The following is a 14,079-nucleotide window of genomic DNA, read 5'->3' on the forward strand; positions in this document are numbered from 1 at the left end:
TCAGGCCGACGCGCCGGCATCGGCCGGCACATCGTGGTGGACCAGCTCGAACATCACGTCGCCCAGCCAACTGCGTGTGAGCGCGCCGCGCTCGTCGGCATGGACCTGGCGGCTGGCGACGAACTCGACGCCCCGCGCGGCCAGAGCCGCGACGGCGGCGGGCACATCCGGCGTGCCCAGGCCGAGGCGCTGCAGCGATTCACTGCCCTCGATGTCGACGATGCCGGGCTCCGGCTCGATCAGCTGCAGGTAGAAGGTGCCGCAGGGGCTGCGCAGGATGCGGCCCTTGGGCAGGATGCCGAAGCGCTGCTCGTCGGGCAGCTCGGCGAAGCCGAACAGCTCGCGGTAGAACTCGCACCAGTCGGCCATGCGGTCGATGCCGATGTACTGGACCAGGCCGAACCAGTGCAACCCGGCGACGGCCGGCGGCTGCTTGTCGACGGTCGGGATGGGCACGAAGTCGACATCCCAGATCGAGAACTCGCGGAAGCGGTCGACGAAGTAGATCCGGCTGGTGCCCACACCGTGAATGGCCGGGATGTTCAGCTCCATCACCTCGACATGCGTGGGCACGGCCCAGGCACCACGGTCGAGCGCCCGGCGGTAGGCCGCAGCGGCATCGCGCACCCGCAGCGCGACGGCGGCGATCACCGGCGTCTCGGTCGGCTGGACCGAACGCGGCATGCTGCTGGTGTGGGCGTTGATGACGACGTTCATGCGGCCCTGGCGGTAGAGCAGCACCTCGCGCGAGCGGTGCCGCGCGATCGGACGGAAGCCCATCATCTCCAGCACCTGACCCAGCGCCTGCGGTCGAGTGGTGGCGTATTCGATGAACTCGATGCCTTCCATGCCCAGCGGGTTGGGCCACTCGCCCAGGTCTTCGCGGTCGGCGCTGTCATGCATGGGGGGCTGCTCCTCGGTCATCGGTTCGGGTGTCCAGGTCGATAGGTTAGCCGCTGGCACGGCCAGACTTCATGCCAAGGCGGACCACCATGCAGAAGGGCCGCACAAGGCGGCCCTTCGAGGGGGGTGGGCATGCGGCCCGCCGGAGGTGCGAACAGCGTGTGTTGATCAGCGATCAGCGATCAGCGATCAGCGATCAGCGATCAGCGCGCAGCGAGCGGCGTCACGTCGCGACGGGCCGAGCCGGCGAAGAGCTGGCGCGGACGGCCGATCTTGTACTCGGGGTCGCCGATCATCTCGTTGAGCTGGGCGATCCAGCCGACCGTGCGGGCCAACGCGAAGATCGCGGTGAACAGGCTCACGGGGATGCCGATGGCGCGCTGCACGATGCCCGAGTAGAAATCGACGTTCGGGTAGAGCTTGCGGGCGACGAAATACTCGTCTTCCAGCGCGATCTTCTCGAGCGCCATGGCCAGCTTGAACAGCGGGTCGTTCTCGAGGCCCAGGGCACCGAGGACTTCATGGCAGGTCTCGCGCATCAGCTTGGCACGCGGGTCGTAGTTCTTGTAGACGCGGTGTCCGAAGCCCATCAGCTTGACGCCGCTGTTCTTGTCCTTCACCTGGCGGATGAACTCGCCGATCTTCTCGACGCCGCCCATCTGCTGGATCTCGCCAAGCATGTTCAAGCAGGCCTCGTTGGCACCGCCGTGGGCGGGGCCCCACAGGCAGGCCACGCCAGCCGCGATGGCTGCGAACGGGTTGGTACCCGACGAGCCGCACAGGCGCACGGTCGAGGTCGACGCGTTCTGCTCGTGGTCGGCGTGCAGGATGAAGATGCGGTCCAGCGCACGCACCAGCACATCGTTGGGCTCGTAGTCCTCGCAGGGCGTCGCGAACATCATGTGCATGAAGTTCGCGGTGTAGCTCAGCTTGTTCTTCGGGTACATGTAGGGCTGGCCAGCCGAATACTTGTAGGCCATCGCCACCAGCGTGGGCATCTTGGCGATCAGGCGGATCGCCGCGATCTCGCGGTGCTGCGGGTTATTGATGTCCGTGCTGTCGTGATAGAAGGCCGACAGGGCGCCCACCAGGCCGGTCATCACCGCCATCGGGTGCGCGTCACGACGGAAGCCACGCAGGAAGAACTGCATCTGCTCGTTGACCATCGTGTGGTTGGTCACACGGCTGACGAAGTCGGCCTTCTGCGCCACGTTGGGCAGATCGCCGTAGAGCAGCAGGTGGCAGGTTTCGAGGAAGTCGCAGTTCTCGGCCAGCTGCTCGATCGGGTAGCCGCGGTAGAGCAGCTCGCCCTTGTCACCGTCGATGTAGGTGATCGTCGAGTTGCACGAGGCCGTGCTCAGGAAGCCGGGGTCGTAGGTGAACTTGCCGGTCTGCGCGTAGAGCTTGCGGATGTCGATGACATCCGGGCCGATCGTGCCTTTGTAGATCGGCAGGTCCATCGCGGCGCTGCCGTCGGAGAACGATAGCGTCGCCTTCACGTCGGAGGGAGTCATCATGGCTAAATCCTCAGGGTTTCAAAAGCTCAAGCTCGAGGGGGCAATCTTGTCGGGACGGACACACACGTTCGGCATCACCGCTCGGCTCACCTCGGGGCGGGTGGCTCGCGCAGCTGGGCCAGGACCTCGTTCACCTCAGGCCTCGCCAGGTCGCCGTCGGGGTCGCGACGGCGCAGCAGCAGGTCCAGCAGATCGTTGTCCGCCAGATCCATCAGGGCCTCCAGACCGGCGGCTTGCCGCACGGTCAGGGTGGCCTCGTGACGCCCGAAGAAGCGCTCGATGAACAGGTCGTTCTCGAGCAGTCCACGTCGGCAACGCCAGCGCAGCTTGCTCAGGGACCGTTCGTCCAGCAGGTCGTTGGCAAGAGTGTCCATCGGGCGACTTGCTGCGGTCTGACCAGCCTCAGACGGCACGGCGGACCATCAGCTCCTTGATCTTGCCGATGGCCTTCGTCGGGTTCAGGCCCTTGGGGCAGACGTCGACGCAGTTCATGATGGTGTGGCAGCGGAACAGGCGGTACGGGTCCTCGAGGTTGTCGAGGCGGCCGGCGGTGTCCTGGTCGCGGCTGTCGGCGATGAAGCGATAGGCCTGCAGCAGGCCGGCCGGGCCGACGAACTTGTCCGGGTTCCACCAGAAGCTCGGGCAGCTGGTCGAGCAGCTCGCGCACAGGATGCACTCGTACAGGCCGTTGAGCTCGTCGCGCTCCTCGGGCGACTGCAGGCGTTCCTTGTCGGGCGCGATGGTGTCGTTGACGAGATAGGGCTTGATCGAGTTGTACTGCTTGAAGAACTGCGTCATGTCCACGATCAGGTCGCGGATGACCGGCAGGCCGGGCAGCGGCTTGAGGACCACCACGCCGGGCAGGTCGCGCATGTTCGTCAGGCAGGCCAGACCGTTCTTGCCGTTGATGTTCATCGCGTCCGAACCGCACACGCCTTCGCGGCAGGAGCGGCGGAAGCTGAGCGTTGGGTCGACCGCCTTGAGCTTGATCAGGGCGTCCAGCAGCATGCGTTCGTTGCCGTCGAGTTCGACCTCGATGGACTGCATGTAGGGCTTGGCGTCCTTGTCAGGGTCGTAGCGGTAGATCTGGAAGGTGCGCTTCTGTGCTGCCATGTTGTTTCTCCTGCGTGACGCTTAGAAGGTGCGAACCTTCGGGGGCACCGACTCGACCGTCAGCGGCGTCAGGTTGACCGGCTTGTACGACAGGCCATTGGTGGCGCTGTCCCACAGGGTGTGCTTCATCCAGACCTTGTCGTTGCGACCGAGCGGGAACTCGGCATCGTCGGCACCACGCTCGTAGTCCTTGACGGTGTGCGCGCCACGGCATTCCTGGCGGGCCGCCGCCGACGTCATCGTGGCCTGTGCAGCCTCGATCAGGTTGTCGACTTCCAGCGCCTCGATGCGCGCGGTGTTGAAGACCTTGGACTTGTCCTTGAGCGTGATCGCCTTGACCCGCTCGCGGATCGCGTTGATCTTGGCGACGCCCTCGTCCATCGTGGCCTGGGTGCGGAACACGCCGGCATGCTGCTGCATGGCCGCACGGATGTCGTTGGCGACGTCCTGCGCGTATTCGCCCTGGTCGCTGCCGTCCAGGCGAGCCAACCGGGCCAGCGAGAAGTCCGCCGCGTCCTTGGGCAGTTCCTTGTGCGACTTGGGCGAGCCCTTGATCGCGTCGACGATGTGGTTGCCGGCCGCACGGCCGAACACCAGCAGGTCCAGCAGCGAGTTGGTGCCCAGGCGGTTGGCGCCGTGCACCGACACGCAGGAGCATTCACCGACCGCGTACAGGCCATTGACCACGCTCTTGTGGTCGTCGCCCTTGGGCACCACGACCTGGCCGTTGATGTTGGTGGGGATGCCACCCATCTGGTAGTGGATGGTCGGCACCACCGGGATCGGCTCCTTGGTGATGTCGACGTTGGCGAAGTTGTGGCCGATCTCGTAGACCGAGGGCAGGCGCTTGAGGATGGTCTCGCCGCCCAGGTGGGTCATGTCGAGTACGACGTGATCCTTGTTGGGACCGCAGCCGCGACCTTCCTTGATCTCCTGGTCCATGCAGCGCGAGACGAAGTCGCGCGGTGCGAGGTCCTTCAGCGTCGGGGCGTAGCGCTCCATGAAGCGCTCGCCATTGCTGTTGCGCAGGATCGCGCCCTCGCCGCGGCAGCCTTCGGTCAGCAGCACGCCCGCGCCGGCCACGCCGGTCGGGTGGAACTGCCAGAACTCCATGTCCTGCAGGGGAATGTTGGCGCGGGCGGCCATGCCCAGGCCGTCGCCGGTGTTGATGAAGGCGTTGGTCGAGGCGGCGTAGATGCGCCCGGCACCGCCGGTCGCAAACAGCGTGCACTTGCCTTCGAGGATGTAGACGTCGCCGGTCTCCATCTCCAGCGCGGTCACGCCGAGCACGTCGCCCTCGGCGTCACGGATGATGTCCAGCGCCATCCATTCGACGAAGAACTGGGTGCGCGACTTCACGTTCTGCTGGTAGAGCGTGTGCAGCATCGCGTGGCCGGTGCGGTCGGCAGCGGCGCAGGCGCGCTGGACCGGCTTCTCGCCGTAGTTGGCGGTGTGGCCGCCGAACGGACGCTGGTAGATCGTGCCGTCGGGGTTGCGGTCGAACGGCATGCCGAAATGTTCGAGCTCGTAGACGACCTTGGGCGCCTCGCGGCACATGAACTCGATCGCGTCCTGGTCGCCGAGCCAGTCGGAGCCCTTGACGGTGTCGTAGAAGTGGTAGTGCCAGTTGTCCTCGCTCATGTTGCCGAGCGAGGCACCGATGCCGCCTTGCGCCGCGACGGTGTGCGAGCGGGTCGGGAAGACCTTGGACAGCACGGCCACGTTGAGGCCTGCGCGGGCCAGTTGCAGGGAAGCGCGCATGCCCGAGCCGCCCGCGCCGACGATGACCACGTCGAACTTGCGACGCGGCAGGTTGTTGACCGATGCCATCAGAGTCTCCAGAGAACTTGGATCGCCCAGCCGGCACAGCCGACGAGCCACACGATCGAGAACACCTGCAGGGCCAGACGCAGCCCAACCGGCTTGATGTAGTCCATCCAGATGTCGCGCACGCCGACCCAGGCGTGCACGAGCAGGGCGACGATCACGGTGAAGGTCAGGAACTTCATCCACTGCTGGGCAAAGATGCCAGCCCAGCGTTCGTAGCCCAGCGGGCCGCCGAACAGCACCTGCAGCAGCAGGACCACGGTGAAGAGCGCCATCAGCACGGCGGTCACGCGCTGCGAAAGCCAGTCGCGCAAGCCGTAGTGCGCACCGACGACGATGCGCTTGGATCCAAAGTTCTGGGACATGGGGGCAGTGTCCTTGTTGATGTTCTGCGGGGACGGGGGGGGACAGGCGGAGCGTCCAGGGGGCTGGCGAGCGCGAGCCGCCGCCCTCAGGGCGCGGGAAAACTCAGAACAGACCGAACAGCTTGGCGCCCAGCAACACGGTCAGCAAGGAGCTCAGTCCGAGCGTCAGCACCGCCGAGCTCTTGCCCTGTTCCTTTGTGACGCTGTGGGTGGCGTCCATCCAGAGGTGGCGCACGCCGGCGATGAAGTGAACCAGATAGGCCCAGATCAGGCCCAGCACCACGACCTTGACCAGCAGGCCCGGGACGAAGCCGATGCCGCCGGTGAACGCGGCCGTGAAGGATTCGTAGGACACCTCGGAGCTGACGCTGGTGTCGAACAGCCAGACGAACAGCGGCATCAGCAGGAACATCACCGCGCCACTGATGCGGTGCAGGATGGACACGATGCCCGCCGGCGGGAGCCGGTAGCTGACGATGTCGGACACATGGATGTTGCGGTGGACCGGGCGCTTCTTGGAGGTGTCAGCCATGGTGAGCCTGTTTGTAATGACAAAGAAACCGATGAAGTTTATTGCAATGCAGCACGAGCCTGCCTTACTCCGGCAATGCACTGTGCTGTCAGCTTCAACTCAATTCATTGCGGTAATGATGTTGCGTGGTGTTGTACAAGCCGCGCCGCAGTTCGACCGGCCGATCGCCATAGGTCAGCGACAGGCGCTCGACGCTCAGCAGCGGTGCGCCCTCGTCCACACCGAGCAGCGCGGCGACGCTGCGGTCGGCGCAGATGGCGCGGATCTTTTCCTCGGCGCGGATCATGCGCACGCCGAACTCGGACTCGAACAGGCTGTAGAGCGGGCCGCGGTACTCGGTCAGGCGCTCGGCGGTCAATCCCTTGAACAGGCTGCCCGGGAGCCAGATGTCATCGAGCACCACCGGCCGGCCAGCCTGCGACAGCGTGCGCCGCAGTTGCACCACCATGTCGCCGCTGCGCAGGTCGAGCGAACGCACGATGTCGGCCGGCGCGCGCAGGCGTCGGCAGTCGAGGAACTCGCGCTGCATCGGCTGCGGCGCGCCCTCTTCGGGCTGCAGGCGCAGGAAGCGGTACTGGATCTTCTCTTCGTTGTGGGTCGCGACGTAGGTGCCCTTGCCCTGCCGGCGCACCAGCAGGTTCTCGGCCGCCAGCTCGTCGATGGCCTTGCGCACGGTGCCCTGGCTGACCTTGAAGCGCGCCGCCAGCTCCAGCTCGCTGGGGATGGCCTCGCCGGGCTTCCATTCGCCGCCCTGCAGGCCGCGCATGATGAGCGCCTTGATCTGCTGATAGAGGGGGCTGAACGCCGGCGCCACCTCCCCACCGTTGGGTGCGGAAGGAGGCACGGGCAAGGACGCGGTCTGCGACATGGTCGAGATTCCAGCACAAGCCACAAGGCCCGCGCAACCAAATGTCAACAGATGTCTTATATAAGACATAAGATCGTTGACGTGCCCAGGGTCTACCCCTAGACTGCGAGATACTCCACGCCCGCCGGACCCGTCAACCTCCCAGCCGCAGCCCCCGAAGCCGCGCACGACGCCCCCCGGCCTGCCTCCGGATTCCCGTTCCATCCCCAGCCTCAGTCCCAGGAGCCCCGCCATGAGCAAGAGTCCCGTCCGTGTCGCCGTCACCGGTGCAGCCGGCCAGATCGGTTATGCCCTGCTGTTCCGCATCGCCTCCGGCGAGATGCTCGGCAAGGACCAGCCGGTCATCCTGCAACTGCTCGAGATCCCCGACGAGAAGGCCCAGAACGCGCTCAAGGGCGTGATCATGGAACTGGAAGACTGCGCCTTCCCGCTGCTGGCCGGCGTCGAGGCCCACAGCGACCCGATGACCGCCTTCAAGGACACCGACTACGCCCTGCTGGTCGGCGCCCGTCCGCGTGGCCCCGGCATGGAGCGCGCCGACCTGCTGGCCGCCAACGCCCAGATCTTCACCGCCCAGGGCAAGGCCCTGAACGCGGTCGCCTCGCGCAATGTGCGTGTCCTGGTGGTCGGCAACCCCGCCAACACCAACGCCTACATCGCGATGAAGAGCGCGCCGGACCTGCCGCGCAAGAACTTCACCGCCATGCTGCGCCTGGACCACAACCGCGCCGCCAGCCAGATCGCCGCCAAGATGGGCGTGGCCGTGGGTGACATCGAGAAGCTGGCCGTCTGGGGCAACCACTCGCCCACCATGTACGCCGACTACCGCTTCGCCACCGTCAACGGCCAGTCGGTCAAGGACAGCATCAACGACCACGACTGGAACGCCAACACCTTCTTGCCGACCGTCGGCAAGCGCGGTGCGGCCATCATCGCCGCACGCGGTCTGTCGTCGGCCGCCTCGGCCGCCAACGCCGCCATCGACCACATGCGCGATTGGGCCCTGGGCACCAACGGCAAGTGGGTCACGATGGGCGTGCCGTCCAACGGCGAATACGGCATTCCGAAGGACGTCATGTTTGGCTACCCGGTGACCTGCGAGGGCGGCGAGTACAAGCTGGTCGAGGGCCTGCCCATCGACGCCTTCTCGCAGGAATGCATCAACAAGACCCTGGCCGAGCTGCAGGGCGAGCAGGACGGCGTCAAGCACCTGCTGTGACACCAGTCGACACGACTGCCTGAGCCGCCCAACGCCCCACGGCGTCAGGCAGACGCTCACAATGAAAGCCGGTCCTTGTGACCGGCTTTTTCACTTTCGCCGAGACGCCCCATGACCGCTGTGACCCGCCCCGCTTCCACGAATCGCGTGCACCCGCGCGACGCCCTGTTCGGCGCCGGCGAGGTCGCCCCCAGCCTGCCGGCGTGTGACCACTACTGCGGTGTCGAGGCGCGCATGCGCAAGAGCCTGGCCCTGCAGGGCGAGCTGGGCCCCTGCTTTGACATCACGCTGGATGCCGAGGACGGCGCGCCCGTCGGCGGCGAGCTCGACCACATCGCGCTGATGGCCGAGCTTCTCAACTCGGCCGAAAACCGCCACGGCCGTGTCGGCGCACGGGTCCAGGCGGTCGACCATCCGATGTTCGACGCCATGGTCGACGCACTGGTGCGCGACGCCGGCCAGCGCGTGGCCTACGTGATGCTGCCCAAGCCGCGCGGCCTGGCGGACCTGCAGCGCGGCATCGAGGCGATCGACGCGGCCGCCCTGCGACATGGCATCGGCCGCACGATCCCTGTGCATGCGCTGGTCGAGACGCACGGCGCGCTGCGCGAGGTGCAGGCGCTGGCTGCACACCCGCGCATCGAGTCACTGTCCTTCGGGCTGATGGATTTCGTCTCTGAACACCGCGGCGCGATTCCGCAGGGCGCCATGGGCGTCAAGGGCCAGTTCGAACACCCGCTGGTGGTGCGCGCCAAGCTCGAGATCGCGGCGGCCTGTCACGGTTTTGGCAAGACGCCGTCGCACTGCGTCGTGACGGAGTTCAAGCACCGCTCGGCGCTGGAAGCCGCCGCCACCCGGGCCTGCCGCGAGTTGGGTTACACGCGCATGTGGAGCATCCACCCGGACCAGATCCGGCCGATCGTCGAGGCCTTCTCGCCAACCGTCGCCGAGGTCGATCACGCCATCGAGATCCTGCTGGCCGCCCAGGCTGCGGACTGGGCCCCGATCCGCCACCTGCACGCCGGCCAGGACACGCTGCACGACCGGGCCAGCTACCGCTACTTCTGGCATGTGCTCGAACGGGCCCACCGCACCTCGGTGGCCGGTGGCGAACAACTGCCCGGCGAGGTCCGGCAGGCCTTCTTCGCGGCCTGAACGCCGGCTGGCTGCGCTCAGTTGTGTGACCAGACGCATCCTGCGCGCCGGCGGGATCGCCGGAACTGATACTTTTCCCCGCTGCATTTGGTGACGTTGGCTCGCTTGGCTTAGCCAAGAATCCTCGGTTGTTGCATCCCGTCGCACCCCGAGATCCGGAGTCACCACAATGAATACCTCGCGCTCGTTCCCCGCCCTGGCCCTGTCGGCCGCCCTGTCCATGGCCCTCATCGGCGCCGCCGTGTTGACCAGCCTGCCGGCCGCCGCTGCCGATGCGCCCGCCGCCGCGCCGGTCAAGAAGAAGGCTGCCAAGGCACCGGCCCTGCCCGACCTGAGCCCCGAACAGCTCGCCAACGCCGAGCGCGTGCTGACCGGCGCCAGCGCCTGCGAGTTCGATCAGTCGGTCAGCGTCGACGCGGTCAAGGACAAGGCCGGCTATTTCAAGGTTGGCTACAAGGGCAAGTCCTGGGTGATGGCGCCGGAGCCGACCACCACCGGCGCGGTCCGCCTGGAGGACAAGAAGAACGGCCTGGTCTGGCTGCAGATCGCCAACAAGTCGATGCTGATGAACGCCAAGATCGGTCGCCGCATGGTCGACAACTGCGTGCATCCGACCCAGAAGACCTGAGCGCGGCCGGCACCCCGGTCACGCCCGACCTGCGTCGGGCCCGGAACGTGCTCGACCCCGCCGACACGGCCGCCCACCGGGCGGCCGTCTGTCTTTTTGAGGCACGTCAGCCCCTTCGCGCATCAGGGAAGGCTTGGCAAGTCTTATATAAGACATAAAATGTCGGGCAAACCCCAGGAGCAGTGTCCCGACGCTGTGACAAGGTTCTCGTCCCGCCCCACTCTCTCTCGTCACCCCGCACGGAGTTCCCTTCATGCTGCAAGCCTATCGCCAACACGTTGCAGAGCGCGCCGCGCTCGGCATCCCGCCGCTGCCGCTCGACGCCAAGCAGGTGGCCGAGCTGATCGAGCTGATCAAGAACCCGCCGGCTGGCGAAGAGGCCTCCCTGCTGGACCTGCTGACGCACCGCGTGCCCCCGGGCGTGGACGATGCCGCCAAGGTCAAGGCCAGCTTCCTGGCCGCTGTGGCGCATGGTGACTTCGCCGTGGGTCTGGTCTCGCGCGCCAAGGCGACCGAACTGCTGGGCACCATGGTCGGTGGCTACAACGTCAAGCCGCTGATCGACCTGCTTGACGACGCCGAGGTCGCCAGCGTCGCCGCCGCCGGTCTGAAGAAGACCCTGCTGATGTTCGACTTCTTCCACGACGTGGCCGAGAAGGCGAAGGCGGGCAACACGCAGGCCAAGGACGTGATGCAGAGCTGGGCCGATGCCGAGTGGTTCACCAGCCGCCCGGAAGTGCCGCGCAGCATCACCGTGACCGTCTTCAAGGTGCCCGGCGAGACCAACACCGATGACCTGTCGCCGGCCCCGGACGCCTGGAGCCGCCCGGACATCCCGCTGCACTACCTCGCGATGCTCAAGAACACCCGCGACGGCGCGGCGTTCAAGCCCGAGGAAGACGGCAAGCGCGGCCCGATGCAGTTCATCGAGGACCTGAAGAAGAAGGGCCACCTGGTCGCCTACGTCGGTGACGTGGTCGGCACCGGTTCGAGCCGCAAGTCGGCCACCAACAGCGTGATCTGGGCCACCGGCCAGGACATCCCCTTCGTGCCGAACAAGCGCTTCGGCGGCGTCACGCTGGGCGGCAAGATCGCCCCGATCTTCTTCAACACGCAAGAAGACTCCGGCTCGCTGCCGATCGAGGTCGAGGTCGGCGCGCTGGAGATGGGCGACGTCATCGAGGTCCAGCCCTATGACGGCAAGCTGGTCAAGAACGGCCAGACCGTGGCCGAGTTCAAGCTCAAGAGCGACGTGCTGTTCGACGAGGTGCGTGCCGGCGGCCGCATCAACCTGATCATCGGCCGCTCGCTGACCGCCAAGGCGCGCGAGTTCCTGGGCCTGGGCGCTTCCACCCTGTTCCGCCTGCCGCAGCCGCCGGCCGCATCGAAGGCCGGCTTCACGCTGGCGCAGAAGATGGTTGGCCGCGCCGTCGGCCTGCCCGAAGGCCAGGGCGTGCGCCCGGGAACCTACTGCGAACCGAAGATGACGACGGTCGGCAGCCAGGACACCACCGGCCCGATGACCCGCGACGAGCTCAAGGATCTGGCCTGCCTGGGCTTCTCGGCCGACCTGGTGATGCAGTCCTTCTGCCACACCGCCGCCTACCCGAAGCCGGTTGACGTCAAGACCCACCGCGAACTGCCCGCCTTCATCAGCAGCCGTGGCGGCGTGGCCCTGCGCCCGGGTGACGGCGTGATCCACAGCTGGCTCAACCGCCTGCTTCTGCCCGACACCGTCGGCACCGGCGGCGACAGCCACACCCGCTTCCCGATCGGCATCAGCTTCCCGGCCGGCTCCGGCCTGGTCGCCTTCGGTGCCGCCACTGGCGTGATGCCGCTGGACATGCCCGAGTCGGTGCTGGTGCGCTACAAGGGCCAGATGCAGCCCGGCGTGACGCTGCGCGACCTCGTGCACGCCATCCCGCTGTACGCGATCAAGGCCGGTCTGCTGACCGTCGCCAAGGCTGGCAAGAAGAACATCTTCTCGGGCCGCATCCTCGAGATCGAAGGTCTGCCGGACCTCAAGGTCGAACAGGCCTTCGAGCTGTCGGACGCCTCGGCCGAACGCTCGGCCGCTGGTTGCACGATCAAGCTGAACCCGGCGCCGATCAAGGAGTACCTCACCAGCAACATCGTGCTGATGAAGAACATGATCGCCGACGGCTATGCCGACGCTCGCACGCTGGAGCGCCGCATCCGCAAGGTCGAGGAATGGCTGGCCAACCCGCAACTGCTCGAAGCCGACCGGGACGCCGAATACGCCGCCGTCATCGAGATCGATCTGGCCGACATCAAGGAGCCGATCGTCTGCTGCCCGAACGATCCGGACGACGCCAAGTTCATGTCCGAAGTGGCCGGCACCAAGATCGACGAAGCCTTCATCGGCTCGTGCATGACCAACATCGGTCACTTCCGTGCCGCCGCCAAGCTGCTGGGCGGCCAGCGCGACATCCCCGTCAAGCTGTGGGTCGCCCCGCCGACCAAGATGGACCAGAGCGAGCTGATCAAGGAAGGCCACTACGCCGCCTTCGGCACCGCCGGTGCGCGCACCGAGATGCCGGGCTGCTCGCTGTGCATGGGCAACCAGGCGCAGGTGCGTGAAGGCGCGACGGTGATCTCGACCTCGACCCGCAACTTCCCGAACCGCCTGGGCAAGAACACCAACGTGTTCCTGGGCTCGGCCGAACTCGCCGCGATCGCCTCCAAGCTCGGCAAGATCCCGACCGTCGAGGAATACCACGCCGCAATGGGCGTGGTGAACAAGGACGGCGCGTCGATCTACAAGTACCTGAACTTCGACCAGATCGAGGAATACGCCGACACCGCCAAGGGCGTGACGGTCTGATATCCCACCTGCGGGTGAGATGACGGGGGCCCGCTTCGGCGGGCCTTTTTCATGGGTGAGCCGACACCGGCGCGTCAGACGCCATCGCCCACCACCACCCGCCAGAACGTCGCGAACCTCGGCCGACCGGTGCGCGTCAGGCCGCGGTGGCGGTAGCTGATGCGCTGGCCGATCGCGGGTGGCGAGTCGCGCTGGGCGTCGCTCAGGCCGCTGCCGATGGCGAAGCGGCGGCCGCTGTCGTCGCGGACCTGCAGGGCGCCCAGGCGGCCGGCGTGGCGGCCTTTGCCGGGTAGGTGGGCGATCACCACCGCTTCGGCGTCGGACAAGGGCTTGAGCTTGAGCAGGTGGCCGTTGCTGCGGCCGGGCCGGAAGTCGGCGTCCGCCGCGTGAAGCATGAGTCCTTCGCCGCCCTGGGAGACGACCTCGTCCAGCCAGCGCTGCAGGGTGTCGGCATCGGCCACGCGGCGTTGTTCGACGGCGTCGATGTGGACCGCCGCGCCACCGCTGTGCAGCCCGGCCAGGATGGCCCGCAGGCGCAATTGGCGTTGCAGGAAGGAACCTGGGGCACCGGGTAGGTCGAAGATGGCATAGCGAACGGACGACCACAGCGGGTCGGCGGGCGCGTCGGCGCGGTGCAGCAGGCCCGACAGGGCCTCGAAGCGGCCCCGGCCGAGCCACAGTTCACCGTCCAGCGCGACACCCGCCGGCAGCGCCGCCAGCCAGTGCGCCGGTGCGGCGATCGGGCGACCGCTGCGGGTCAGCCAGCGTGTTCCGGTCCAGAGGGCGCGCACGCCGTCGAGCTTCTCGCTGACGAGGTGACGGGACAGGTCCACGGTCGCCAGCAGGTCCGGGGACAGGTCGCCCGCCAGTTCGATCGGGATGGGCGCCACGCGGCTCTCGGGCGTGCCGGCCCCGGTCGGGCCGGCGGATGACCAGCCGCCCAGCGCCAGCAAGACATGGCGGATGAGCCAGCGACGGCGTTCAGGCTGGGCGGCGCCGGTGGGCGTGGTGCGTGCAGGGAAGGCGGGTCGGGTCATGGTGTCCTCGGCAGGCGGGGGAAGCCGCCAAGGTAGCCAGTCATCGGACGCCAGCGTCTCCCTCTGGCGA

General features: G+C 67.0%; 13 protein-coding genes. 4 read left to right on the plus strand and 9 right to left on the minus strand.

Annotation, left to right across the window (positions count from 1 at the left end):
- The 8 genes from EV685_RS08945 to EV685_RS08980 form a co-directional block, all read right to left on the minus strand.
- On the minus strand, nucleotides 1–903 hold the full coding sequence (locus EV685_RS08945; RefSeq protein ID WP_130481628.1) for a VOC family protein: 903 nt from the start codon (nucleotides 901–903) through the stop codon (nucleotides 1–3).
- A 203-nt stretch (nucleotides 904–1,106) separates the two neighbouring features.
- Nucleotides 1,107–2,417, minus strand: a complete 1,311-nt coding sequence (gltA, locus tag EV685_RS08950; protein WP_130481736.1) for a citrate synthase — start codon at nucleotides 2,415–2,417, stop codon at nucleotides 1,107–1,109.
- Nucleotides 2,418–2,506: 89 nt separating this feature from the next.
- Nucleotides 2,507–2,794 (minus strand): FAD assembly factor SdhE, encoded by a 288-nt coding sequence (locus tag EV685_RS08955; RefSeq protein WP_130481629.1) that lies wholly within the window; start codon nucleotides 2,792–2,794, stop codon nucleotides 2,507–2,509.
- A 28-nt stretch (nucleotides 2,795–2,822) separates the two neighbouring features.
- Complete coding sequence (locus EV685_RS08960; protein WP_130481630.1) at nucleotides 2,823–3,533, minus strand: succinate dehydrogenase iron-sulfur subunit; 711 nt, start codon at nucleotides 3,531–3,533, stop codon at nucleotides 2,823–2,825.
- A 21-nt stretch (nucleotides 3,534–3,554) separates the two neighbouring features.
- Entirely contained in the window at nucleotides 3,555–5,363 is a 1,809-nt protein-coding gene (gene sdhA / locus EV685_RS08965; protein ID WP_130481631.1) for a succinate dehydrogenase flavoprotein subunit, read from the minus strand.
- Nucleotides 5,363–5,725 (minus strand): succinate dehydrogenase, hydrophobic membrane anchor protein, encoded by a 363-nt coding sequence (gene sdhD, locus EV685_RS08970; RefSeq protein WP_130481632.1) that lies wholly within the window; start codon nucleotides 5,723–5,725, stop codon nucleotides 5,363–5,365. The genes sdhA and sdhD overlap by 1 nt, the downstream gene beginning before the upstream one ends.
- Before the next feature lie 103 nt (nucleotides 5,726–5,828).
- Nucleotides 5,829–6,257, minus strand: coding sequence for a succinate dehydrogenase, cytochrome b556 subunit (sdhC, locus tag EV685_RS08975; RefSeq protein WP_130481633.1), 429 nt, complete (start codon nucleotides 6,255–6,257; stop codon nucleotides 5,829–5,831).
- Between the two features lie 94 nt (nucleotides 6,258–6,351).
- On the minus strand, nucleotides 6,352–7,125 hold the full coding sequence (locus EV685_RS08980; protein ID WP_242615492.1) for a GntR family transcriptional regulator: 774 nt from the start codon (nucleotides 7,123–7,125) through the stop codon (nucleotides 6,352–6,354).
- A 232-nt stretch (nucleotides 7,126–7,357) separates the two neighbouring features.
- Between EV685_RS08980 and EV685_RS08985 the strand changes: the two genes are divergently transcribed.
- From EV685_RS08985 to acnB, 4 genes are all read left to right on the plus strand, one after another.
- The gene (locus tag EV685_RS08985) at nucleotides 7,358–8,344 is read left to right on the plus strand and encodes a malate dehydrogenase (protein ID WP_130481634.1); all 987 of its coding nucleotides are present in this window, start codon (nucleotides 7,358–7,360) and stop codon (nucleotides 8,342–8,344) included.
- A gap of 111 nt (nucleotides 8,345–8,455) precedes the next feature.
- Nucleotides 8,456–9,499: an HpcH/HpaI aldolase/citrate lyase family protein gene (locus tag EV685_RS08990; RefSeq protein ID WP_130481635.1), complete on the plus strand. Its 1,044-nt coding sequence runs from the start codon at nucleotides 8,456–8,458 to the stop codon at nucleotides 9,497–9,499.
- Between the two features lie 169 nt (nucleotides 9,500–9,668).
- Entirely contained in the window at nucleotides 9,669–10,127 is a 459-nt protein-coding gene (locus EV685_RS08995) for a hypothetical protein (RefSeq protein ID WP_130481636.1), read from the plus strand.
- Nucleotides 10,128–10,380: 253 nt separating this feature from the next.
- Complete coding sequence (acnB, locus tag EV685_RS09000) at nucleotides 10,381–12,972, plus strand: bifunctional aconitate hydratase 2/2-methylisocitrate dehydratase (RefSeq protein WP_130481637.1); 2,592 nt, start codon at nucleotides 10,381–10,383, stop codon at nucleotides 12,970–12,972.
- A gap of 74 nt (nucleotides 12,973–13,046) precedes the next feature.
- Here acnB and EV685_RS09005 read toward each other — a convergent pair whose 3' ends face one another.
- The gene (locus EV685_RS09005) at nucleotides 13,047–14,009 is read right to left on the minus strand and encodes a DNA ligase (RefSeq protein ID WP_130481638.1); all 963 of its coding nucleotides are present in this window, start codon (nucleotides 14,007–14,009) and stop codon (nucleotides 13,047–13,049) included.
- Nucleotides 14,010–14,079: the final 70 nt, after the last annotated feature.

Source organism: Sphaerotilus mobilis (genome assembly GCF_004216565.1).
Taxonomy (GTDB): Bacteria; Pseudomonadota; Gammaproteobacteria; order Burkholderiales; family Burkholderiaceae_C; genus Sphaerotilus; species Sphaerotilus mobilis.